The following is a 23,109-nucleotide window of genomic DNA, read 5'->3' as shown; positions in this document are numbered from 1 at the left end:
GCCGTACAGCGCGCCCGTGCTTCCGTCAGGTCCGCTTCCGTACTCGAGGCGCTACGTTGAACCATCCACAGAGCGTCACCGGCCGCGCGTCTTCCACGCCACCCGCGCGCGGGTGGCGCTGCGCGTTTCCTCCCGCGCAGTGGCTGCGAAGCTATCAGCCTCGATGGCTCGCGAAGGACGCGGTCGCCGGCGTGACGCTCGCGGCCTATGGCATTCCGGTATCGCTCGCCTATGCGTCGCTCGCCGGCTTGCCGCCGCAATACGGCATCTACGGCTATCTGGTCGGCGGCCTCTGTTATGCGCTGTTCGGCTCGTCGCGCCAGCTCGCGATCGGCCCGACCTCGGCGATCTCGATGCTCGTCGGCGTGACGCTCGTGCCGATGGCCGGGGGCGACCCGTCGCGCTGGGCTTCGATCGCGGCGCTCACGTCCGTGCTGATCGCGTGCATGTGCGTGATCGGCTGGCTGCTGCGCTTGAGTTCGCTCGTCAGCTTCATCAGCGAGACGATCCTGCTCGGCTTCAAGGCGGGCGCCGCGCTGACGATCGCGATGACCCAGCTGCCGAAGCTGTTCGGGGTGAAAGGCGGCGGCGAATTCTTCTTCGAACGGATCGCCGTGCTGTGGGGGCAGCTTCCGCTGACCAACCTCGGCGTGCTCGGTTTCGGCCTCGTTTGCATCGCGTTGCTGCTGCTCGGCGAAAAGTTTTTGCCGGGGCGTCCGGTGGCGCTCGCCGTCGTCGCTGCCTCGATCGTCGTGTTGTCGGTCACGCCGCTGGCCAGCCGCGGCTTCACGCTCGTGGGCGCGCTGCCTCAAGGCTTGCCTGAATTCCGTCTGCCCGGGCTGCGGCTGCGCGATATCGACGGCATCGTTCCGCTGGCGTTCGCGTGCCTGTTGCTGGCATACGTCGAGAGCGTTTCGGCCGCGCGCGCGCTCGCGCAGGCACATGGTTATGAGATCGACGCCCGCCAGGAATTGCTGGGTCTTGGCGCAGCCAATCTGGCCGCGGGATTGTTCCAGGCCTTCCCGGTTGCGGGAGGGCTTTCGCAATCGTCGGTGAACGACAAGGCCGGTGCGAAAAGCGCGCTTGCGCTGGTATTCGCGTCGCTGGCGATCGGCTTCTGTCTGATGTTCCTCACCGGACTGCTCGCGAATCTGCCCAACGTCGTGCTGGCGGCGATCGTGCTCGTGGCCGTGAAGGGCCTCGTCGACGTCGGCGAACTGCGTCATGTGTGGCGCGTGAGCCGCTTCGAATTCGCGATTTCGATGGTGGCGTTCGCGGCGGTGCTGTTGTTGGGCATCCTGAAGGGCGTCATCGTCGCGGTGCTCGTGTCGATGCTGCTGATCATCCACCGCGCCGCGCATCCGCATGTCGCGATGCTCGGGCGTATTCCCGGCACGCGCTATTTCTCGGATCTCGAACGTCATGCCGAGAACGAGACGATTGCGCATGTGCTGGCGGTGCGTGTCGAGGCGTCGTTGCTGTACTTCAACGTCGAGCACGTGCGCGAGACGATCTGGCGCATGATCCACGCCGCACCCGAACCGGTCCGGCTCGTGATTTGCGATCTGTCCGCATCGGCGGTCGTCGATCTGGCGGGCGCGCGCATGCTCGAAGCGATGCACGGCGCGCTGGAGGCCGCGGGCGCCGCGATGAAGGTCGTCGGCGCGCACGCGGACGTGCGCGACATGCTGCGCGCCGAGGGGCTCGAAGTTCGTGTCGGCCACATCGGCCGACGCGGCTCGGTGGCCGACGTCGTCGACGCATTCCAGCAAAACGGCGATTTCGCGGACGACGCGGATCGCGGATGAACTCGAGGAGAAACCCATGTCACGTCAATTTCATCCTGGCGCGGGCGCGCCCGCACTCGACGCCGCGTACGCCCACACGATCACGCAGTGGCTTGCGGCAGCGGCGCTGCTTGCCAGCCCAATGTTGTGTGACGCAGCGAACCTGAACTTTCTGAAAGACACGCCCATTACTTACATGCGCCAGGCCGACCGCAAAGCGCTCAACGACGCGGCGCAAAAGGCGCTCGATACAAAAAAGGATGGCGAATCGTACGAGTGGAGCAATGCGGGCACCGGCAATTCCGTTTCGATCAAGGGCACGGTGACGCCGCAGGACACGACGAAGGACGGCGATCGAACCTGCCGGACCGCGACGCTGACCGCGGTCGCGAAAGGACAGACGCAAACGTGGACGCCGATCGTCTGCAAAACCGGCAATGGGCCGTGGAAGATTCTGAAGCAATAAACGCATGCGTGTCGCGTCGTACGCCTCACGAGCACATACCATTTGCCCTGTTGATGCATAATTTGTCCAGCGTTTCGCGGCTCATGCACAAGGCAAACACATGGAACACTCTTACGCTAACGACGATACCGGCAATCTGATCCTGCTCGAACACGTCAACCTGAAAATCCCCAACCAGATTCTCGCGACCGCCTTCTACGTCACCGGCCTTGGGCTCACGCGCGATCCGTTCGTGATGACCGGGGTCGAGAATATGTGGATCAACGTCGGCCGGTCGCAGATTCACTTGCCGCACGGGGCGGCGCAACGTCTGCGCGGCAGTGTCGGTCTCGTGGTCGGCGAGCTCGAAGCGCTGGTGAGGCGGCTGCGCTCGGTCGAACCGCTGCTCGCCGGCACCGCGTTCGGCTGGACGGAGCGCGCAGGCAGTGTCGAAGTGACGTGTCCGTGGGGCAACCGCTACGAGTGCCTCGATCCTCTCAATCGATCCGCGTCGGCTCCGTGGTCGGACATCGATCTGGGCATCGCGTTCGTGAAGATGGATGTGCCGATCGGCAGCGCGTTGCCTATCGCGCGCTTCTACCGCGATATGTTCGATGCGACCGTCGACATCGAAGAGAAGCATGGATTGCACCGCGCGGTGATCGATATCGGCACGCATCAGCAACTGCTGTACGCGGAAACGACCCAGCCCATTCCTGAATACGACGGACACCATATCGCCATTTACACCGCTGCTTTTTCGGGGCCGTTCACACGGCTCGCCGAAAAAGGTCTGGTATATGGAGAAGAGCCGCATCAATACCGGTTTGCCGACCTGCTCGATCTGTCATCCGGAGAGCGTTGCTTCCGGCTCGAACACGAAGTACGGAGCCTGCATCACCCACTTTACGCGCGCCCGCTGGTGAACCGGAATCCGGAACAGACCAACCGGAACTATCAGCAGGGGGCCGATTCGCGCGGCGGCCGGTTCTGATCGGCTCAACGAGCGGCCGCAACGCGAAGCGACCCAGGTGAAAACGCCACGACCAGGGCGGCGGTCAGCGACCACAACGGTGCACGCTGATCGCTCGCCACTCCTTAACGATTTAATCTAGAAAATCCACAACACATCGCCTACCCTTAAACGAGCCGGTTTTCCGCGGACCCGTGCATCACTTCTCCCCTCTCTGCGAAGCCGACCCGTCCTGACAAAGCTAACAACGATTCGAAGTCGTACGCTTTTGTTGTCTGCGAGGGTTGCGCCATCGTGCTCTTTCACGCTGTCGTCCGCGTGGATCCATGTCGCCACTCCTGCGCTGCAATTCATAGGAACGATAAAAAGCTAGGAGACGCTCATGCCATTCAACCGTATTCAGGGAATTGTCGGCCTGCCACTGCTCGCCATCGCGTTCGGCTTGCCTGCGGCTCATGCCGCCGACGAAGTACAGAACAGCTCGACCACCACCGCCGCGCCGGTGCCATCGACGCTTCAGCCCGTGACCCAGGATCAGCTCGATCGCGCCGGCAGCATGACGGCGGTCTGGCTCCATCCGAACGGCTCGTACGCGCAGACGCGCTATTACCCCGGCGCGCAGATCAACCGGACGAACGTCGCGAAGCTCAGGCCGGCGTTCATCTTCCAGACGGCCGTCAACGAGTCGATGGAAACGGCGCCGATCGTGAAGGACGGCGTGATGTTCCTGACCACGTCGTTCAATCACGTATACGCGATCGATGCGACGACGGGCAAAGAGTTCTGGCATTACAAGCACAAGATGGGTCCGGTCACGACGTTCTGTTGCGGGCCGAACAATCGTGGCGTCGCGATTTCGGGTGACCGGCTCTATATGGGCACGCTCGACTCCAAGCTCGTCGCGCTCGACGCCAAAACCGGCAACGTGCTGTGGCAAAGCCAGATCGCCAATCCCGACGAGGGCTACTCGGAAACGATGGCGCCGACGGTCGTCGACGGCAAGGTGCTGATCGGCACGAACGGCGGCGAGTACGGCATTCGCGGCTTCGTGAAGGCGTACGACGCGAATTCCGGCCAGTTGCTGTGGACCTTCTACACGATTCCGGAAACCGGCCAGGAAGGCGTGTGGGCCACCAAAGACGCGACCGGCCGCGACGAGAAGCGCGACATCGACGCGGAGAAGAAGCAGTTGGCCGACAAGGGCGGCGACTTCTACAAGACGCTCGGCGGCGGTGTGTGGATGACGCCGGCGATCGACCGGAAAACGCACACGGTGTATTTCGTGGTCGGCAACCCGTCGCCGGACCTGTATGGCGCGATCCGGCCGGGAGACAACCTCTATACGGATTCGCTCGTCGCGATCGATCTCGACACCGGCAAGTACAAATGGCACTACCAGTACGTGCCGCACGACGTCTGGGACCTCGACGCAGTGAGCCCGCCGGTGCTGATCGACGTGCGCGACAACGACGGCAAGATGATCCCCGGCATCGTGCATGCGGGCAAGACCGGTCACGTGTACGTGCATGATCGTGCGACCGGCCGTCTGATCCGCTTCTCGCAGGCGATGATTCCGCAGGAAAACATGTGGACCCTGCCGACAGCAGCCGGCGCGCGCATGCTGCCGGGCGCGAACGGCGGCGTCGAGTGGTCGCCGATCGCGTTCGATCCGCAAACGCGCCTCGTCTACGCGGCCAACCTGAATCAGCCGATGACGTACCAGGTCGAGGACGCCGCCTATCCGGGCGGCAGCAAGCTGTGGCTCGGCGGCGCCTTCAAGCTGATTCCGTCCGAGGCGCAATGGGGCAAGCTGTCGGCCGTCAACGTCGACACCGGCAAGATCGCGTGGGACTACAAGACCGACCAGCCGCTGATCGGCGGCGTACTTGCAACGGCGGGCGGTCTCGTGTTCAACGGCGAGGGCAACGGCCTGTTCCGCGCGTTCGATGCCGCCACCGGCAAGAAGCTATGGGAGTTCCAGTGCGGCGCGGGCGTCAACGCGCCGGCCGTGTCGTACACGGTCAACGGCAAGCAGTACATCGCGGTCGCGGCGGGCGGCAATACGCAGATCGACTTCAAGCGCGGCAATAGCGTCGTCGTGTTCGCGGTGCCATGAGGCGGCCGGCGCCGCGGGGAGCGCCGGGTCGGGCGCGCGCTGCATGGGTGGCGCTGCTGTGCGGCGGACTGATCGCCGCATGGCTGCCGTCGGGTGCGCGCGCCGACGCCGAGGCGGGCAAGGCGAAAGCGCAGGTGTGCGTGGCCTGTCATGGGCCGATGGGCAATTCGACCAGTCCGGACTATCCGATTCTGGCCGGGCAAACCGCGCGCTACCTGTATCTGGAGCTGAAGGACTTCAAGCAGGGACGGCGCAGCGATCCGCGCATGTCGCCGATGGCGGCGAACCTGTCGAGCGAGGACATGCAGGACCTCGCCGACTACTTCGCCGCGCAGAAGCCCGTATCGGTGCCGTTCAACGCGGATGGCGCGAGCATCGAGGCGGGCAGCAAGAAGGCCGCCGAGCTGTTGTGCACGATGTGCCACCTGGGTGGCTTTTCCGGGCAGAACGAGATTCCGCGCGTCGCGGGCCAGCAGTATCAGTACATCGTCAAGCAGTTGCAGGACTTTCGCTCGCACACGCGCACCAACGATGCGGGCAACATGACCAGCGTGACGCGTAATCTGTCCGACGACGACATCCATCATCTGGCCGCTTATATCAACAATCTGCATTAGCACGGGGAAGACACCATGACAGACATGTTCACTCGGCAGCTTGCGGCCGCCGTTCTGCTCGCCACCGCATTCGGCGCATGGGTGCCGGCGCTCGCCCAGGACCAGGGGGAAATCAACCGCCAACTGCTCGCGGCCGCGAAGGACGACGATCAGCAGTCGGTCGTCGCGGCGCTGCAGCGCGGCGCGTCGGTCGATGCGATGAACCGGATCGGCGACACCGCGCTCGTCACCGCGTGCAAGAAGGGCGATACGGCGATGGCGCGCACGCTGATCGAGCGCGGCGCGAACGTGCAGCATGCGAACGCGCCGGGCGATACACCGCTGATGGCCGCAGCCTACGGCGGCTTCGACGAGATCGTCGCGCTGCTGCTCGCGCATGGCGCCGAGCCGCTCGCGACCGATCGCGTCGGCAAGACCGCGATGGAATACGCAGCGGGCCAGGGGCAAACGAAGGTCGTCGGTCAGTTACTCGATGCGGGCGTCGACGTGAACCGGACCTACAAGAACGATCTGACCGCGCTGATGTGGGCGGCGGGATACGATCGCGCGGAGACCGCCCAGCTGTTGCTCGCGCGCGGCGCGAACCGGTCGTTGAAGGACAATCGCGGGATGACGGCGAAAGATATCGCGGTGCAGACGAAGTCGGAGCGCGTCGCGGGGTTGTTGTCGGCGGGTTAGCGGCTCGAATCACGCACGCAATGCCGGCCGCGCTTGCGCCAGAATCGCCGGCAATGCCTCGAACGAATCGATCAGCGCATCGCAGCGCGGCAGGTCGGCGCCGCTCGCGCTGCCATAGCCGTAGCTGACGATGAAGACCGGCAGACCGGCCGCGCGCGCCGCCGCGACATCGACCGATGAATCGCCGACCAGCACGCAACGTTCGGGCTCGACGTCGAGCAGCCGGCACGCGTGCCAAAGCGGCTCGGGCGACGGCTTCATGCTCGCCACGGTGTCGCCCGCGACCAGCCCGTCCAGATAAGCGGCAAGCCCCGTTTTGTCGAGCAGCGCCGCCGCCAGCGCCTGCGGCTTGTTGGTCACGCACGCGCAGCGGTACCCGTGCTGCTGCAACGCGCGCAGCCCGGCCATCACGCCAGGAAAAACCCGACCCAGCGCCGCGTTGGTCACTGCGTAGTGCCGCTCGAATACCGCTTGCGCGTGCTCCAGTTCGACGCGCTCACCGAGGCCCGCCGCATCCAGCGAGCGTTGCACGAGCTTGCGCAGGCCGTTGCCGATGAAGCCGGTCACCCTGTCGTACGGCAGCGGCGTGGCGCCGAAGTCCGTCAGCATCAGGCCGGCAGCCGCGACGATGTCCGGAGCGGTATCGACCATCGTACCGTCGAGATCGATCAGGACAGCGTGGTAGTCGCGGTTCATTGCCATGACGCGCTCGCGTTCGCCTGGTCCGCGTTCAGTGCGGCGTGCGCAGCCGAATCGGGACGACGCGTGGCGTCTTGATGCCAGCGGCGCAGTGTCGCCAGATCCACCCAGCGATGCCATTCGCCGCGCACCATCGGAACGATCGGCGCGTGCGGATCGCCGAGATGAGGCAGCACGGCCAGCGCGCCATCGAAGTCCTCGCGCGCGGTAAAAGCGCTCGGCGTGACGATGACGGGCACGCGCGCGGCGCGCGCTGCCAGCAGGCCGTTGCGCGAGTCCTCGAAGGCGAGACAGGCCGCGGGCTGCAAGCCGAGCTGTTCGAGCACGTGGCGATAGACGTCGGGGGCGGGCTTTTTCGCCGGCGTGGTGCCGGCGTCGCCGATTGCCGCGAAGCGATGGCGCCAACTGGCGCCGAAATGCGCTTGCAGCAGCGCGTCAAGGTTGGCGGGCGTCGTGGTCGTCGCGATCGCCACGCGTAGACCGGCCTCGTTCGCCTCGTCGATCAGACGCGCGATGCCGGGCCGTAGCGGCACGCCGCGCTCGCGCATGCGCTCGGTGTAGTGGCGCGTCTTCAGCGCGTGCAGCGCGTCGACGGCGTCTCGCGCTCGCGGGCCCCCGGCTTCCTCGCACTCGACCGTGCGCCAGTAATGCAGCAGACGCTCCTTGCCGCCCGCCACTTTCAGCAAGCTGGAATAGAGCGCTTCGTCCCAGAACCAGTCGAGGCCCGCTTCCGCGAACGCGGCGTTGAATGCGTGCAGATGAGCAGTCTCGGTGTCGGCGAGCGTGCCGTCGACGTCGAAGATAAGGGCTTGCATCGTGCGGTCCTCGCAAGGGTGGGGTGCGGTTCAGACACGCACCACGATAGCCGAGCCGTCCGCCGATTCAAATTCAGAGATTCTTTCGCCGCCGATAAGCGGGACTTTGTGTGCCGGCACGCACCGAACACGCACGCCGCGCCGCGTCATTTGCCCAACTGCGGATCGGTCACGAAGCCCAGCTTCGTCAGTCCGCCACGCTGCGCCGCCGACATCACGATCGCCACACGCTCGTACGGCACCTTGCGATCGGCGCGCAAATGCAGCTCCGGCTGCGGCGTCGCGAGGGCGGCTTGCGCGATGCGCGCGCGCAAGGCGTCGTCGGTCACGGGCTGACCGTCCCACAGCACCGTACCGTCCGCCTGCACCGCGACGTCCACGTGCGCGGGCTTGAGCGCTTCCGGCTGACTGCTTGCGTGCGGCAGATCGATCCTGACCGCGTGTTGCAGCGCCGGAATGGTGACGAGAAAAATGATCAGCAGTACCAGCATCACGTCGACGAGCGGCGTCATGTTGATCTCGTTCATCAAACCTTGATCGTCGTCGTCGGAGAAAGGGCTCATTGCCATTCGAGGTCTCCGTCGCGGTTTGCGTTCGTCGCGTTGGTGCCGCGCGGCACCACGCGCATCTGCGGCCCGGCGCTCGACGGCAACTGCGAGCCGGTGACGAAGTACGCGTGCAAGCCGTGCGCGAAGCGCTTCAGGCGCGCGACGATCGAGCGGTTCGCGCGCGTCAGACCGTTGTAGCCGAGCACGGCGGGAATCGCGACGAAGAGCCCGAACGCCGTCATGATCAGCGACTCGCCGACCGGGCCGGCGACATGATCGATCGAGGTCTGACCGGTCTCGCCGATCACGATCAGCGCATGGTAGATGCCCCACACGGTGCCGAACAGCCCGACGAAAGGCGCGGTGCTGCCGATCGACGCGAGAATCGCGAGGCCGCTTTGCAGGCGCGCGATCGTCTCGTCCATCGTGTCCTGCAGACGCCGGGTGATCCAGTCGGACACGTCGATGCGGTCGTGCAGATGCTGCTGCGTCTGCCGATGGTGCGTCGCGGCTTCATGGCCCGCCAGCGCGAGCGCGAGCAGCGGGTTGTCGTGCGCGCCCGATTCCGAATGACCGAGGCTGCGCAGCCCGTCGTCGAAGCGGTCCGCGCTCCAGAAGCGCGCGTCGCTCCGGGTTGCGCGCCTCAGGCGGATCAGTTGCCACAGCTTCACGATGATCACCGTCCACGACAGCACCGACATGATCACGAGCACGCTCAGAATGCCGCGCGTGACGATATCACCTGAATCCCAGACGTTTGCGAGTCCGTAGTGTTGCATGGCGAGTTCCTTCGTTTGGTGTCCCTGGTCTGTTTGGCGGTGCGCTCACCCTGTCGCGTCACTCGGTCAGTCCGAATACGAACGACTGCGAGTACGCGGCGCGCACCGGCGTGCCGTTTTCGGTGTACGGCTGGCAGGCGCCCGCATGGACGGCGGCGAGCGCCGCGTCGTCGAGCCGCGCGGAGCCGCTGCTGGTTTGCAGCCGCGCCGTTTCGATATGCCCGCTCAGCCCGACGACGAAACGCACGATCGCTGTGCCATGCTCGCCGCGCCGCTTCGCGATGTCGGGATAGTCGGGCTTCGGAATCGAGCAGTCGACGTGCGACACGTTGCGCGGCTCGGTCGACGCGGGCACCGCCGGATGGACGGCGGAAGCCGATGCCGCCGATGGCGCGGTGGCTGTTGGAACGGCGGCTTGCGTGACGGGCTGCGCGGTGCTTTCGCGTGTCGGAGACGGTGTCGGCACAGGCTTTTCCACACTGCGCGGCACCTGCGCGCGAGGCTGCGGCGCCGGTTTGACGCGCACGGCGGGGTGCGTGACCGGCGGCGTTGGCGCCGTCGGAACGACAGCGGCGGGTGGGGGCGGCGCGGGAGGTGAAACAACCGGAGCGGGAGGCTCGGGGCTCAGCAGCGACGCGGTGATCGTGCGCGGCTCGACCGGACGCTCGACGATCCGGTTACGCGCGCTCAACGCGATGGCGAGCAGCACCAGATGCGCGGCGATCACGGCGCCCAGCACGATGGCCGCGCGACGGTAACCGGCCGCGGCATTCGTAGGACTTGCTGGGTTCACCATGGCAACTTGCAGCATCATCGCCACCTCCGCGCTCATTGTCCCCCGCCGACCCCGCTTTTCAAACCCGCGACGGCCGGCGCGAAGCAATTCGGGAAAATCTCCCGCCGATCCGCGTTGTCAAACAATCGCCCGGTGGGCTACCTTGAAATGATGACGCGAACCATCGCGGCGCCGCCATATCAACCCGGAGTACAACGATGCTGGAGACACGGATTTTCCCCCGACCACCACGCCGTTCCCTCGCGCTGGCCTGCGCGCTCGTGCTGGCCGCGAGCGCCGCGCATGCCGCGGCCGCGCCGCTCGCCTACGTGACGAGTGAGAAGGCCGGCGTCGGCGTGATAGATCTCGACCAGATGACGCTCACGCAGACCTTTCCGGTCGGCGCCGGTGGCCCGCGCGGCCTGAGCCTGAACGCCGACGGCACGCGTCTGCTGGTCGCCAACAAGAACACGAACGATCTCGCGGTGATCGACACCGCCACGGGCAAGGTCGTCCAGCGCGTGAAGATCGGCAAAAACCCTGAATATGTGCGGGTGCGCAACGGCTACGCGTACGTGACCTACGAGCCCGGCGAGGACGGCGGGCCGCCGGGAGCCAAACCCGACGCGAAGGGGGACAATAAGCCCGCAGCGAACGCGGGCAACAAGCCCGGCGCGGACGACGACGACGCGAACAAGCCGCCCGCCGAAATCGCGATCATCGATATGAAAAACTGGCACGTGATCCGTTCGGTCACGAGCGGCCACGAAACCGAAGGCATCGAATTCTCGCGCGACGGCCAGATGATGCTGGTCACCAACGAAGGCGACGATACGGTGTCGATCTATCACACACGAACCGGCGCGCCGATCCGAACCGTGAAGCTCGCGGCGGGCGGGCGGCCGCGCGGCATCCGGCTGTCGCCTGACGGCAAGCATTATGTTGTCACGCTGGAGTCGCTCAGCAAGTTCGTCGTGATCGACGCGCACACGTTCGACGTAGTCAAGACCGTTGACACCAAACTCGGGCCCTATGGCGTCGCGTTCGGTCCCAACGGTCAGCGGCTCTTCGTGGCCGCCGCGCGCGACAGGGTGGTGCAGGTGTTCGACGGCCACACGTACGAACATGTCGCCGATGTGCCGGTCGGCCAGCGCTGCTGGCATTTCAGCTTCACGCCGGACGGCTCGAAGCTGATGGTCGCGTGCGGTCGCTCCGACGCGGTCTACGTGCTCGACGCGAAGAGCTATCAGCCGCTCAAGCAGATCGGCGAGCTGCCGCTCGCGTGGGGCATCGTCACGTATCCGCACAGCGACGGCTCGATCGAATCGCATTGAGCGAAGCGGGCGAATGAGCTGTTATCGGGTCCTGCCATACCAGTACGTTCGCGCGCGGCACCGCCGCCGCGAGCTGTTCGCGGGTGAGGATCATTGCGCGTCTCCAAAAACGAAACAGCCCCGTCGAAGCGGGGCTGTGTTGATGAAACAGGCGGGGAAATCAGGAAGTGCGACGCGTCGCGAGTGCCCGGTCGATGAACCAGAAGGTCACCGTCCCGCTAAAAATTTCCATGTCACTTGACGTCCAGATGAGATTCGTCGCATCCGCAAGCGATGCAACGAGCTCGTTCAAGAAGAAGGACTCCCTAAGTCAGCAACCTATATAAGAGAGCAGGCGAGCCGCCGCGCAACCGACTACCTTTTGATGAGCCGCCTGACGGCGAGTCGGACAGACTGCGGGAGCCTGGAAAAAGCCCCGCGGGAGAGGCGATACAAAACATATCTCGTCATCACGCGGATAATCTTCTTGTCGAGGGGCAAGGAGTTCAGCGTGGTTTTTGGAAAGACCTCATAGTCGGACGGTTGCCCAAAGCCCAAAAACATCGAGATCTGGTCATTCAACCGGGTGATGAATTCGGTGTTGACGATAATCGGCTCGGACCTTTGGATTTCGCTGTCTACCTGGAGGAAGACGCTTTTCCTGACGAAATTCTTGTTGTTGACGGGCCTCGCTCTGTGTATGCCGTATGTGTTGTAGATCAGCAAGGAGCCACTGGGCATCTTGAAGCTCCTGATCGCGGACTCGTAGTTCGCTTCGATAAACTCGTCGGTATAGTCGCTATATGCCTTTTCGCCCGACCAAAGGTGAGAGCCTTCGATATATTGAAACTCGCCATCCTCGACATCCGAGACATAAAAAATAAAAATGATTCCCGGAATATGAGCGAATGCTTTGTCAGTCTTGTTGTCGGTGTGCCACTGCATATGGTGTCCACCATATGTTTCATAATAACGCAGCGCTTTCAGCCGGAATTCGTTGCCCAGATATCGCTCGCAGATTTTGAGCACTAACGACGAGGTGGCAAAGTTGTAGAAGGTCTTCGAAACTGCGAGAAGATTGGTCAGGTAGTACTGTTTCTCGGAGTAGACGCCGCTGATGGAGTTTTCATTCAGCCCAAGTCTCGTTTGTGTCGCGTCGCGCTCGATGGTTTTCAGCGTGTATTGCGATATCGCCGAGGGGAAGGCGTAATATCCATTTACATTTAGATCGCTGACGATCTGATCGATGTCGACAGAGAGAAACTCACTGCAAAATAATGCTGCTTCATTTTTCTTGTCACCGGCCCGGACACGACGTGAGCTTGCCGGTGTCTCGTCGACGCTGATTTCAAGGCTGCAGCCCGAATCGTCAATATTGAGGGGCGCGCTTGCCATTGCTTTCTCCCATGGTCTTTTCGACCTCTCACTGCCCGTTTGTCGAATCGAAATGGACAAATGGATGTTAGTTGCAGGGACGTCGTCGAAATCGCGGAGTCGGAAGACGACAAGATTTTGGCCAGCCGAGACCCGAGGCTGCGCCAGTTAGCGAAAAGATCACGAGCCGTGATCTCTGATCGTCTCCCGTTTGTGTGACGAGAACCGCGCCTGGCGCCGCGAAGCCGAAACCGGAGCCGCGGCAGCTGAAGAGGCACCGGCGCGCGCAATCGCATCCCCAAGCTTGCCGAATGGCAGTTTGGGGTCGAGTATAAGCATTCAGCGAGGCCACGGTGGCAGCCGTTCGAAGTCGTCGCGCGGTGAATGGGCCGATTTGGAGCGATGGGCGGATGCGTTAGCGTCGATCGACGAACGTCGGCAAAGGCCGAAACGCAGCGTTCGACCCTGCGAAATGAATGGCCGTTTGCGAGCGGAGCCGACTTTCGAATGTCCCAGCTATGGTGCGGGCGAATGACGCTTCATGGCCGAACGCGGCCGACCGCGAACGCACCAGATCGACCCACTGCCGCCGCTGAACACCGGCGGGACTCGGCGGCAGCTTTCAAGTCCGACAACGGCCACTTGTCCTGCCGCATCGGACGGCAATAAACCGGCCTTCGCGGGCATTGGAGTCCGCTCGCATCCTGGTCAGTCGCGCAGTCGATTTATTTGCTGATTTTGGGAATGGCCTGACGGTATCTTCGGCAAGAAGCACTGGTCACCGCGGACAGTTGGGAAATGCGCGCTGGAGACCGCGTCCCCGATGCCCGAATGCGACGTCAATTTTTCCACGCTCGGCTTTCTACGGCGGCTGAAGTCTCAGCCTGCACGGCCGGCGGATTCTGACTTTCGAGAATCGGTTCGTCTGCCAGTCATTTTCAGGTCAATGAAATCCATATAAATCAATAAGATACGCGACCTCCACGTCAGGCGATCGATGGCACGGGCCTTGCGTTGTTTAACGCATAGAGCATTCAACGCCATTAAAGCAGTCCAAATAGGACTCACCTGCGGAGACGACATCCATGATTCGATTTATCCCCCCGCGCTCACGCGCGCGGCGCTACTAAGCCGCAACTCGACTTTTCCCACTCTGCCCTGGTCACCGACTGCCTCCCGCGGACGGCGGGACAGATGCGTCCGTCGATTGTTCGTCACTGTATCCGGCACGCCCGACGATGCCACCCCGCGGTCCATTCAGAAAGCAACCCACAAGGAGACGATATGCAAGTCACTGGTATGTTGTACGGCTCAAGACTGTTGAAATTCGGTGGTTTTCCCACTGCCGAAGTTCTCGGCCCTGACGCAAGCGAAGAGCAGATCAAAGCCCTGATCGATCGTCATGGCTCGGTATTCGTGAAGCCGATGTTCAAGGGTGGGATAGGCAAAAAGGGCAAGGCGGGACTCATCGGGCGAGCGAGCGACCTGAAAACCGCACTGAAGGAGAAGGAGCGCCTGTACTTCGCCGAACATCGGCATGGAGATCAGACCGCCAAGGCTAATGGCGTGACCTTCGAAGGCGCAGTGCCGGCGCAGCATGAAGTGTATTTCTCGATCACTGATTCGACGCGCTTCAGGGCGCCCACGATGACACTCACGCATCACGGCGGCGTCGACATCGAAGAACTTGATCCGAGCATGATCGTGCACGTGCCGTTCGATCCGCTCACCGGACTGAAGGCGTTCGTCGTCGCGAACGCGCTGTCGCGCCTGAACGCGCCTAAGGAAATCATCTCGCCGCTGGTTCAACACCTGCCGAAACTGTGGGAGCTCTATCACAACTTCGGTATGACGACGCTAGAGCTAAACCCGATCCGCATGCAGCCCGGTCGCGATGGCCGGCTGACGCCAGTCGCATGCGATTTCAAATGCGGCTTTGATCGCGACGACGTTCGCTGGCAGCGGCTCGACATACCCGCGCACGTGTTCTCGGTCGACTATTCCGATTTCGAATCAGAGATCAACCAGTTGCGGACCTACCAGGGTCAAAGCGACGTCTACGTGATCAACGAAGGCGGCACGATCCTCGCGCCGACTTTTGGCGGCGGGGCCAACTCGCTGGTGTCGGAGATTCTGGGCGACGACGCGATCATTTCCTCGGACTTCGGTGGGAATCCTCCCTACGAAAAGATGAAGGAAGTGGCTCGCATCTGTTTCAAGCACTGGCTGAAACAGACCAACGTGCTGTTCATCATCGGCGGGAAGTCTAACAACACCGATATCTTCGAGACGCTGCGCGCAATGGCCGATGCGTTGCGCGAGCATTTCAGCAAGAACGGACCGACGCCGCTTTACGTGGTGATCGGGCGCGGCGGCCCTAATCTTGTACGCGGCATGGGCGCAATGCGTGACACCTGCGATGCGCTCGGCCTGCCCTACAGCATTTTCGGGTTCGATTCGGATATCAGCGAAGTCATCCAGTACGCGAAGGCGGCGGACGCGTGGATGAAAGCAGGCGGCCGCGAGCTGGTCACCGCGACGCTCAACAGTGCGCAAGGCGCGCCCGCCCAAGCCTGAGCCTTCATGACTCGAGCATAAATCAATCTGGAGGAAGACCATGTACAGGCAAGGTGCAGGAGATTTCAAATACTACGTCGGCATCAGTTCGCTCGCGCAGGCTGCCTGCCGCGAGGACCGCGTGTGCGTGCTGAACATACTCGGGGGCGAGTCGCGGCAAGTCACGCCGGTGGGCCACGCGTATTCGGGAGGTAACGTCGTTTTCGGCACGTCGCCCGGACGCCGCGGACAGGTGCTGGAGACTTCGCTTGGCAATATCCCTGTGTACAACAGCGTGCTGGAAGGGCTGCAGGACGGCCATCATTTCAACTGCGGCGTGATCTATTTGCCGCCATCCGCCGCGCGCGACGGTGTGGCCGAACTGATTCGCGTTAATCCAGAACTGAAGAAGATCTTCATCGTCACGGAGAAATTGTCCGTGCACGATTCGCGCGAAATACGTGCGATGGGACAGCAAAACGGCATTGACATCTTCGGCGGCAATAGCCTCGGTATTGCCGATGCGTGGAACCGCGTGCGCATCGGCGGCGCACTCGGCGGCGATAGCCCTGACGAGGCACTCAGGAAAGGCTCGATCGCGATCTTCTCAAACTCGGGAAACTTCACGACAACGATCGCGACATACCTGCGAATGGCCGGCTGGGGAACGACTACGCTGATGTCGAGTGGGAAGGACGTTTATATCCATTTCGCGGCGCCGGAGTTCGCGTTCGCGCTCGCCAATGACGCGCGCAGCAAGGCGGCCGTGCTGTACTCGGAGCCGGGCGGATACTACGAACTCGAAGCGAATTTCAGCAAGCCGGTGGTCGCCTGCGTGGTCGGCCGCTGGAAGCAGAAACTGACGCGCGCGGTCGGCCATGCGGGAGCATTGGCCGGCGGCAACGACGACGCTGCATCAAAAGAGCGCTGGTTCATGGAGAAGTTTGGCGTCGATCGACCGTTCACACCGGACGATCCGGTGTGCAGCGCAAAAGGCGCGCTCGTAGCCAATATCGCCCACATTCCGGCGGCTCTGACGGCGGTGATGCATGAAAACGGCGCGCGGCCCGACTTCGCGCCAGAAGGCAGTCTCGCGCTCAAGCCATGGTTTCGCTCGTCAATAGGAATTGCATTGCCGCCCGAGCTCGACCTGCCGGTTGTCACAGCGTTGCCGCCGTATGACGCACAGATCGCCGCGCTAAACCAACAGGTCGGCATCGTGTTGCCCCGCCAGAATATGAAGGACGCTTCGGGCGCATCGCAGATGGACCCGGACACGCAGGTGACAAGTCTGCACGGCGTGCCGGTGCTACAGGCCGCGCAGTATTCGCTCGAGGGCAACCTTTGCCTCGCGCTGTTGCACGAACCGGGGGGCACAAACGACGCGAAACTCGTCAGTGTTGCGGTCGGTGCCGAACTCAACCTGCATGGCGATACGACGCTCGCGGCGGCGCAGGCCGCTCGTGGCGCGGGCAATGCGCCAAACAGCGTACTCGCGGCGGCGGCGAGCATTGTCGGCCCGGGTCGCGCCGACGGCGCGCGCCGGGCCGCGCGAGCGTTGGTCGAACTCGGCACCACGGCTGCCTTGCGGGACGCGCTCGACGAGGGGCTCGAGTTGTCGTTGCTGCAGTCCGACGATGCCGAGACGCGAGCCTTGCTCACGTGTGAGGTGCCTGACGAAAAGGCCCAGGCGATGCTCGCTGGCCTGACGGATAGAGAGGCGAAGTCCGCGTTCATCCGCTATTTACAGGGCCTCGACGGACACCCGAGCGCCGATGCCGTGCTGGCTGCAATCACCACGACGCTCGCGTGGGGGCCGTTGATGCGCAAACGCGTATCGCGGATGACCGTCGAAAACCTGCCATGGTGGATGCGCCTGTTCGGAACGCTGATCGGCGCGTCGGTCGACGCCGGACAACATGAAGCGGGACGCTTCTGCGGTATCGCGATGGACGAGGTGCTAGGACAGCGCTCGCTGACCGATGTTGCGTGCGCTGCGTTGATTGGGGCCAAGCCGGATGAAGCTGAGCTGTTTGGATTTCAGACACTCGTGGGCCTGCTGCTCACGAACGGACCGGGCGCGATTTCCGCGCAGGGCGCGAAGGGCGCGGTATCGGCGGACGGTCCCGAAACGCCGGAACGAGTCCAACTCAACAAAGCGATGGTCGGCTTTCTCACCCACGCGGGCTACGCGCATGGCGGCAATGGCTTCGAGGGGGTGGCGTTCCTGCTTGAGCGTTTCAAGGAGGTCGCGATGACCGATCCCGGTGATCCGGCGCACGGTCTCGACCTGAAAGCGATGGCTGCCGGATTCGCACGTGCATATGGCGAGGAGCGGACACAACGCAAGGAGGTCGGCGCACAGCAAGCCACGGCACTGCCCTGCATCAACCATCCGGTGTTCAAGGGCAAGCCCATCAACGTCGATCCCCGTGAGGCGTTCGTGCGTCAACGCTTCGAGGCTCGGGGCGAGTACAACGTCTTCCACGACTACTACCGTGCGCTGGTGCAGGCGTTGTACGACGAAAACGTGACGCGCAACGTGTTCGCGGTCAACGTGGATGCAGTGATTGCCTCGGTGTTGCTGAAGATGCTGTGGGCGCGCCATCGGGCTGGCGAGTTCTCCAGTCAGGCGCTGGAGACCGCGGCCTTTACCGTGTTCCTGTATGGCCGGATGATCGGCTGCGCTGCGGAGGTTGACGACCACTTGAATCGCGGTCGCAACCTGGACACTCGCACACCTCAGGCAAACGTGCGATTCGTCGCGTGAGAGCCAAAAGCTGTATTACGATCGACTGATCAGTCCGAAGACCGGGCCGCATTCGACTGATTTATCGGAATGCAGCACCGGGCTTCAAACGCCGAGGAGACACGTCGTGCCAGTCACTCCACACACATCACAGCCGGTACCGGTGCCGGCGCCGCAACCCGAAATCAAGCCCCGATTCTGGCCTGAGGGCTGGTGGAAACTGATGGAATACCGGATCGGCATTATTCCGCTGCCGGTCTACGTTATCCTGCTCGCGCTGATCGCGGGTTTCGCGATCACCGGAAAGGTGCCCGGCGAGATATCAATGGCGATCGCCGTATTGGCCTTCTTCGGTTTCACCTGCGCGGAGATCGGCAAGCGCCTGCCGATCGTGCGCAATATCGGCGCGGCCGCGATCTTTGCGACCTTTATACCTTCCGCGCTGACCTACTACCACCTATTGCCCAAGCCAATCCTCACGCTTACCACGGATTTCACGAAATCGACCAACTTCCTGTACCTGTTTATTGCGTCGATCATCGTGGGCAGCATTCTGAGCATGGACCGGCGTGTGCTGATTCAAGGCTTCATCAAGATCTTCGTTCCGCTCGGGCTCGGCTCGGTCGCGGCGGGCATCGTCGGGACGCTGGTCGGCACGGCACTCGGGCTCGGCGCGCGCCATACGTTGTTCTATGTCGTGGTACCCATCATGGCGGGCGGCATCGGCGAAGGCGCGATACCTTTGTCGATCGGCTATTCAGAAATCCTTCATCTGCCGCAGGGCGAATTGTTCGCCCTGGTGCTGCCGCCCGTGATGCTTGGCAGTCTCACCGCGATCATCTTCGCGGGCGCGCTCGATATGGTCGGCAAACGCTTTCCGCATCTCACGGGTCAGGGGCGTTTGCAAGCCGGCGAGGTGGACCAGATGAACCCGGTGGAGGAAGAAATTCGCGGGCACGTCGACGTCTCCCACATCGCGGCGGCTGGAATCACTGCCATTACGCTGTACCTGCTGGGGCTGATGTGTCGCAACATGTTCGGGCTGCCCGCGCCGGTGGCCATGCTGTTTCTCGCGGTGCTGGTCAAGCTCGCGCGGGCGGTATCGCCGCCATTACAGGAAGGCGCGTTCGTCGTATATAAGTTTTTCTCGACGGCCGTGACCTATCCGCTGCTGTTCGCGATCGGCGTGGCGATGACGCCGTGGGACAAACTGATGGCTGCGTTCACGCTGGCGAACATCGTCACGATCGTCGCGACGGTGGCCACACTGATGGGGACCGGCTTCCTGGTCGGGCGCATGTTGAAGATGTACCCTATCGACACAGCGATCGTGAACGCCTGTCACAGTGGGCAGGGCGGGACCGGCGACGTCGCCATCCTCACGGCGGCCAACCGCATGCAACTGATGCCGTTTGCGCAGATTGCCACCCGCATTGGCGGGGCGATTGTCGTCACGGTCACGCTGATAGTTCTAGCGCGCATGGGATGATGAGTTGCTATTGGCAAGCGTCGGGACGCCGTTCCCCACGTCGGGATCGGCAGTCATTCTGCAATTGAGCGCCGCGGGGCGACCTTGGGCATGAAAATAAGCGGTATTCCGTTGTGGGGATGGATGGCCGCCGCCGCGCTTTACGTCGGTGTGGCTGCCGCCGCGGTCGAGTTTGCGTGGGACCGTTCGATCGGTGCGCTTGTGGAGATCGGCGCACACCGGCTCGACCTGTATGCTGCCAGCCTCGGGAGCGAGTTCGGACGCTACGAGATGATGCCTTCGATCGTCGCCAGGCAGGAAAGCGTGCGCGCGTTGTTGAGTGCGATGCCCCACCCACCGGCCGGACTTCTACAGACGGTCAATACCTATCTTGACGCAGTGAATCGCGACGCCGGCAGCGTTGCCGTAGACGTGATCGACCAGCACGGTCTGGTCATCGCCGCGAGCAACTGGAATCGGCCAGAAAGCTTCGTCGGCACCAACGTGTCTTATCGGCCGTATTTCCAGGACGCGCTCGCACATGGATCGGGCCGGTTCTTCGGTATCGGCACGAACACCGGCATGCCTGGCCTCTATTTCGCGAGCGCGGTGCGAGAGGATGGCGGGCCGATCGGGGCCACGGCCGTCAAGGTCAGCGTAGACGCGCTTGAATCCGCGTGGAGAGTGCCGGGCGTCGCGGCGATGGTGATCGATAGTAACGGCGTGATTGTCATTTCCACGGTTCCGGCGTGGAAGTTCACGTCGCTTAGACCGATAACGGCACAGCAGCAACGCCAGATCCAGGCATCGCGGCAATATGCCGGCCGTAGCGTAGAAGCGCTGCCATACCGGCGTCTCGGTGACTGGGACACTTCGTCGTGGTTTGCACGCTTTCCCGACTGGAGTCGCCCAGGCCACGAGCGGCGATACCTGGCAATGTCGCGAACCGCGCCCCAGGCCGGCGATTCGATCATGATTCTGCTCGACGTGTCCAGCGCGCGGCGCCAGCAACAAATCGCGCTTGCGTTCATCACGGGGGGCTTCCTCATCATCGGACTGTATTGCCTCTATGCGATCCAGCGCCGCCGCGCCATAGCGGAAAAACTCAGGGCACAGGACGCGCTGCGCAGCGCCAATGATCGGCTGGAGATCACGGTTCGCGAGCGCACGGCGGCACTGACGCAGGCCAATGAAAGGATGCGGGAGGAGATTGTCGAGCGCACACGCACCGAGCAGCTACTGCGGGATTCCCAGCAAGAGGTCGTGCATGCGGGCAAGCTCGCGGTGCTCGGACAAATGGCGGCCGGTCTGACGCATGAACTGAACCAGCCGCTCGTTGCCATCAAAACGCTCTGCGACAATGCACGGACGTTTTTCGAACGCAATCAGCCTGCGCCTGCCATCGGAAACCTCGAGCGAATTTCGCGGCTCGTCGACAGCATGGCGATACTCACAAGCGAACTTAAGACCTTCGCCCGCAAGCCTGAATTCGAACGTGTCGCGGTGTCACTGAATGAAGCGGTCGCGCATGCGGTGCTGATCTACGAAGCACGGATTCGCGATGAGCAGGTGCAACTCGATGTCCTGATCCCGGCCGGCACGACGATATGCGCAGAGCCGAGCCAGCTGCAGCAGGTGATCGTCAACCTGCTCGGCAATGCGCTGGATGCCGTCGCGGATCAGGATAAGCGCGTGATCGCCATCGAAGCTTCCAGAACCGAACGGCCGAGCCGTGTGCGGTTCACCGTCAGCGACAGTGGCGCGGGCATCGCGCCGGAGGTTCTGGCGCATCTATTCGAACCATTCGTGACGACGAAGCCGCGAGGCCGCGGCCTGGGTCTCGGGCTCGCGATTACCTCGCGTCTTGTGGACGGCTTTGGGGCGCGAATCTCCGCTGCAAACCGACCCAACGGCGGCGCACAATTCACGATTGAATTCTCCGTGGCGACGGAGCAGGAGGCAGCCAATGGGCGATGAGATCAGCGTTGTTGTGGTCGAAGACGATGAGAACGTGCGTCTCGGCGTCGAGCAGGCGGTTGCTTTGGCTGGCTTTCCAGTGCGGGCGTATGAGTCGGCGGCCGCGGCGCTGGCGGAGGTCGCACCGGGTGCACCGGTGGTGATCGTGTCCGATGTACGGATGCCGGGCATCGACGGTCTGAAATTGCTCGAACGTGTCCTTGCGATCGATCCACAGATCCCTGTTGTACTGATCAGCGGGCACGCGGACATCGCGACAGCGGTGGGGGCGATGCGAACGGGCGCCTATGATTTCATCGAGAAGCCTTTTTCGTCGGACCACATCGTGAGTCGTGTGACACGCGCAGTCGAGAAGCGCCGTCTAACGCTCGAAGTGCAGGGTTTGCGCGCGGCATTGCACAACTGGCAGGGAATAGAGGCGCTTGTGCTCGGCAAGTCACCCGCGATCGTCGAGGTTCGACGGAAAATCCTGCGGCTGGCGGATACCTCAGTGTCGGTGCTGATTACCGGCGAAACGGGCACGGGCAAGGAACTGATCGCCCGTGGACTGCACGATTTCAGTGGGCGCCGCGATCATCATTTCGTTGCGCTCAACTGTGGCGGCTTACCGGAGCAGCTATTCGAGAGTGAGCTATTCGGTCATGAGGCCGGTGCGTTCACGGGTGCAATCAAGAACCGCATCGGCAAGATCGAATGGGCCACCGGCGGCACGCTCTTTCTGGACGAGATCGAAACCATGCCGATCGCATTGCAGATCAAGATGCTGCGGGTATTGCAGGAACGCCAGATTGAGCGACTGGGCTCGAACGAGGCGATAGCTGTCGATTGCCGGATCGTGGCGGCATCGAAGGCAGATCTCGTCGAACTTGCGACAGACGGACGTTTCCGCGCTGACCTGCTGTATCGGTTGAACGTCGCGCTGATCGATTTACCCCCTCTGCGCGAACGTCGAGAAGACATACCGCTGCTATTCGAGCACTTCGTACTCGCTGCCGCACTTCGTTTTGGGCTGTCGGCTCCGATTGTGTCTGCATCCCAGGTCTCGGAGCTAATGACGCATCAGTGGCCGGGCAATGTGCGGGAATTACAGAACGTCGCGGATCGCTTTGTCCTTGGGCTCGATGGCGACCGCCTGCTGCCGGCCGGCGGGCAGCGGATTAAAACCGGAACGCTTGCGGAGCAACTTGCCCATTTCGAACATATGCTGATCGCGGATATGCTGCGGCGGCACAACGGCAATATCGCCGAGGCCAGCGCTGAACTGGGAATGCCGAAAAAGACGCTCTATCACAAGGTGCGTCAACTGAAGTTTCCGGGCGGAGACGAGCAAAGCGAAGGACTCGACGCTTGAGGGAGCGCCCCGATCATGCAGCGCTCAATATCGCGAATCGTGGCTGCTTCCTGGGTGGAACGGACGTGTGAATGTCCGAGTAACGACGC

General features: G+C 62.8%; 18 protein-coding genes. 12 read left to right on the top strand and 6 right to left on the bottom strand.

Annotated elements, in window-relative coordinates; translation table 11 throughout:
• Positions 1-56 precede the first annotated feature (56 nt).
• From OKW37_RS34995 to OKW37_RS34970, 6 genes are all read left to right on the top strand, one after another.
• Positions 57-1,808, top strand: a complete 1,752-nt coding sequence (locus OKW37_RS34995) for a SulP family inorganic anion transporter (protein ID WP_429403665.1) — start codon at positions 57-59, stop codon at positions 1,806-1,808.
• A gap of 16 nt (positions 1,809-1,824) precedes the next feature.
• Positions 1,825-2,253 carry an RT0821/Lpp0805 family surface protein gene (locus OKW37_RS34990; RefSeq protein WP_429403664.1) on the top strand — a complete coding sequence of 143 codons (429 nt, stop codon included), beginning with the start codon at positions 1,825-1,827 and terminating at the stop codon, positions 2,251-2,253.
• 100 nt (positions 2,254-2,353) lie between these two features.
• A complete protein-coding gene (locus OKW37_RS34985; RefSeq protein WP_429403663.1) occupies positions 2,354-3,226 on the top strand; it encodes a VOC family protein in 873 nt (290 codons plus the stop codon).
• Positions 3,227-3,587: 361 nt separating this feature from the next.
• Positions 3,588-5,321 (top strand): pyrroloquinoline quinone-dependent dehydrogenase, encoded by a 1,734-nt coding sequence (locus OKW37_RS34980; RefSeq protein WP_184061857.1) that lies wholly within the window; start codon positions 3,588-3,590, stop codon positions 5,319-5,321.
• The gene (locus tag OKW37_RS34975; RefSeq protein ID WP_429403662.1) at positions 5,318-5,938 is read left to right on the top strand and encodes a c-type cytochrome; all 621 of its coding nucleotides are present in this window, start codon (positions 5,318-5,320) and stop codon (positions 5,936-5,938) included. The genes OKW37_RS34980 and OKW37_RS34975 overlap by 4 nt, the downstream gene beginning before the upstream one ends.
• 15 nt (positions 5,939-5,953) lie before the next feature.
• Positions 5,954-6,616 (top strand): ankyrin repeat domain-containing protein, encoded by a 663-nt coding sequence (locus tag OKW37_RS34970; protein WP_184061855.1) that lies wholly within the window; start codon positions 5,954-5,956, stop codon positions 6,614-6,616.
• Positions 6,617-6,625: 9 nt separating this feature from the next.
• On the opposite strand, the gene gph is transcribed toward OKW37_RS34970, so the two are convergent.
• The 5 genes from gph to OKW37_RS34945 form a co-directional block, all read right to left on the bottom strand.
• The gene (gene gph / locus OKW37_RS34965) at positions 6,626-7,318 is read right to left on the bottom strand and encodes a phosphoglycolate phosphatase (RefSeq protein WP_429403661.1); all 693 of its coding nucleotides are present in this window, start codon (positions 7,316-7,318) and stop codon (positions 6,626-6,628) included.
• Complete coding sequence (locus tag OKW37_RS34960) at positions 7,309-8,130, bottom strand: HAD family hydrolase (RefSeq protein WP_429403660.1); 822 nt, start codon at positions 8,128-8,130, stop codon at positions 7,309-7,311. The genes gph and OKW37_RS34960 overlap by 10 nt, the downstream gene beginning before the upstream one ends.
• 146 nt (positions 8,131-8,276) lie before the next feature.
• Positions 8,277-8,699 (bottom strand): ExbD/TolR family protein, encoded by a 423-nt coding sequence (locus OKW37_RS34955; protein WP_018424565.1) that lies wholly within the window; start codon positions 8,697-8,699, stop codon positions 8,277-8,279.
• Positions 8,690-9,457, bottom strand: coding sequence for a MotA/TolQ/ExbB proton channel family protein (locus tag OKW37_RS34950; protein ID WP_429403659.1), 768 nt, complete (start codon positions 9,455-9,457; stop codon positions 8,690-8,692). Before OKW37_RS34950 ends, OKW37_RS34955 begins: the two co-directional genes overlap by 10 nt.
• Before the next feature lie 58 nt (positions 9,458-9,515).
• Positions 9,516-10,271 carry a TonB family protein gene (locus OKW37_RS34945; protein ID WP_429403658.1) on the bottom strand — a complete coding sequence of 252 codons (756 nt, stop codon included), beginning with the start codon at positions 10,269-10,271 and terminating at the stop codon, positions 9,516-9,518.
• A 179-nt stretch (positions 10,272-10,450) separates the two neighbouring features.
• Between OKW37_RS34945 and OKW37_RS34940 the strand changes: the two genes are divergently transcribed.
• Positions 10,451-11,566 carry a beta-propeller fold lactonase family protein gene (locus tag OKW37_RS34940; protein ID WP_429403657.1) on the top strand — a complete coding sequence of 372 codons (1,116 nt, stop codon included), beginning with the start codon at positions 10,451-10,453 and terminating at the stop codon, positions 11,564-11,566.
• Positions 11,567-11,920: 354 nt separating this feature from the next.
• Here OKW37_RS34940 and OKW37_RS34935 read toward each other — a convergent pair whose 3' ends face one another.
• On the bottom strand, positions 11,921-12,940 hold the full coding sequence (locus OKW37_RS34935) for a phytanoyl-CoA dioxygenase family protein (protein ID WP_184061849.1): 1,020 nt from the start codon (positions 12,938-12,940) through the stop codon (positions 11,921-11,923).
• Between the two features lie 1,263 nt (positions 12,941-14,203).
• Here OKW37_RS34935 and OKW37_RS34930 point away from each other — a divergent pair.
• From OKW37_RS34930 to OKW37_RS34910, 5 genes are all read left to right on the top strand, one after another.
• The gene (locus OKW37_RS34930) at positions 14,204-15,496 is read left to right on the top strand and encodes an ATP citrate lyase citrate-binding domain-containing protein (RefSeq protein WP_429403656.1); all 1,293 of its coding nucleotides are present in this window, start codon (positions 14,204-14,206) and stop codon (positions 15,494-15,496) included.
• Between the two features lie 40 nt (positions 15,497-15,536).
• Complete coding sequence (locus OKW37_RS34925; protein WP_429403655.1) at positions 15,537-18,245, top strand: CoA-binding protein; 2,709 nt, start codon at positions 15,537-15,539, stop codon at positions 18,243-18,245.
• Positions 18,246-18,387: 142 nt separating this feature from the next.
• Positions 18,388-19,713, top strand: coding sequence for a 2-hydroxycarboxylate transporter family protein (locus OKW37_RS34920; RefSeq protein WP_311734819.1), 1,326 nt, complete (start codon positions 18,388-18,390; stop codon positions 19,711-19,713).
• 90 nt (positions 19,714-19,803) lie between these two features.
• Complete coding sequence (locus OKW37_RS34915; RefSeq protein ID WP_429403654.1) at positions 19,804-21,669, top strand: sensor histidine kinase; 1,866 nt, start codon at positions 19,804-19,806, stop codon at positions 21,667-21,669.
• Complete coding sequence (locus tag OKW37_RS34910) at positions 21,659-23,020, top strand: sigma-54-dependent transcriptional regulator (protein ID WP_184061845.1); 1,362 nt, start codon at positions 21,659-21,661, stop codon at positions 23,018-23,020. The genes OKW37_RS34915 and OKW37_RS34910 overlap by 11 nt, the downstream gene beginning before the upstream one ends.
• The last annotated feature ends 89 nt before the right edge of the window (positions 23,021-23,109 follow it).

Origin of the sequence: Paraburkholderia sp. MM5482-R2, assembly GCF_050436125.1 — a bacterium.
Classification (GTDB): domain Bacteria; phylum Pseudomonadota; class Gammaproteobacteria; order Burkholderiales; family Burkholderiaceae; genus Paraburkholderia; species Paraburkholderia tuberum.
This window is presented reverse-complemented; position numbering and strand designations above follow the sequence as displayed.

Excerpts from the sequence above, each read along its gene's own strand:
- OKW37_RS34910 (WP_184061845.1), top strand. The coding sequence starts at position 21,659 with ATGGGCGATGAGATCAGCGTTGTTGTGGTCGAAGACGATGAGAACGTG.
- OKW37_RS34915 (WP_429403654.1), top strand. The coding sequence starts at position 19,804 with ATGAAAATAAGCGGTATTCCGTTGTGGGGATGGATGGCCGCCGCCGCG.
- OKW37_RS34955 (WP_018424565.1), bottom strand. The coding sequence starts at position 8,699 with ATGGCAATGAGCCCTTTCTCCGACGACGACGATCAAGGTTTGATGAAC.
- OKW37_RS34970 (WP_184061855.1), top strand. The coding sequence starts at position 5,954 with ATGACAGACATGTTCACTCGGCAGCTTGCGGCCGCCGTTCTGCTCGCC.
- OKW37_RS34945 (WP_429403658.1), bottom strand. The coding sequence starts at position 10,271 with ATGATGCTGCAAGTTGCCATGGTGAACCCAGCAAGTCCTACGAATGCC.
- OKW37_RS34990 (WP_429403664.1), top strand. The coding sequence starts at position 1,825 with ATGTCACGTCAATTTCATCCTGGCGCGGGCGCGCCCGCACTCGACGCC.
- OKW37_RS34935 (WP_184061849.1), bottom strand. The coding sequence starts at position 12,940 with ATGGCAAGCGCGCCCCTCAATATTGACGATTCGGGCTGCAGCCTTGAA.
- OKW37_RS34980 (WP_184061857.1), top strand. The coding sequence starts at position 3,588 with ATGCCATTCAACCGTATTCAGGGAATTGTCGGCCTGCCACTGCTCGCC.
- OKW37_RS34940 (WP_429403657.1), top strand. The coding sequence starts at position 10,451 with ATGCTGGAGACACGGATTTTCCCCCGACCACCACGCCGTTCCCTCGCG.
- OKW37_RS34950 (WP_429403659.1), bottom strand. The coding sequence starts at position 9,457 with ATGCAACACTACGGACTCGCAAACGTCTGGGATTCAGGTGATATCGTC.
- OKW37_RS34975 (WP_429403662.1), top strand. The coding sequence starts at position 5,318 with ATGAGGCGGCCGGCGCCGCGGGGAGCGCCGGGTCGGGCGCGCGCTGCA.
- gph (WP_429403661.1), bottom strand. The coding sequence starts at position 7,318 with ATGGCAATGAACCGCGACTACCACGCTGTCCTGATCGATCTCGACGGT.
- OKW37_RS34985 (WP_429403663.1), top strand. The coding sequence starts at position 2,354 with ATGGAACACTCTTACGCTAACGACGATACCGGCAATCTGATCCTGCTC.
- OKW37_RS34925 (WP_429403655.1), top strand. The coding sequence starts at position 15,537 with ATGTACAGGCAAGGTGCAGGAGATTTCAAATACTACGTCGGCATCAGT.
- OKW37_RS34930 (WP_429403656.1), top strand. The coding sequence starts at position 14,204 with ATGCAAGTCACTGGTATGTTGTACGGCTCAAGACTGTTGAAATTCGGT.
- OKW37_RS34960 (WP_429403660.1), bottom strand. The coding sequence starts at position 8,130 with ATGCAAGCCCTTATCTTCGACGTCGACGGCACGCTCGCCGACACCGAG.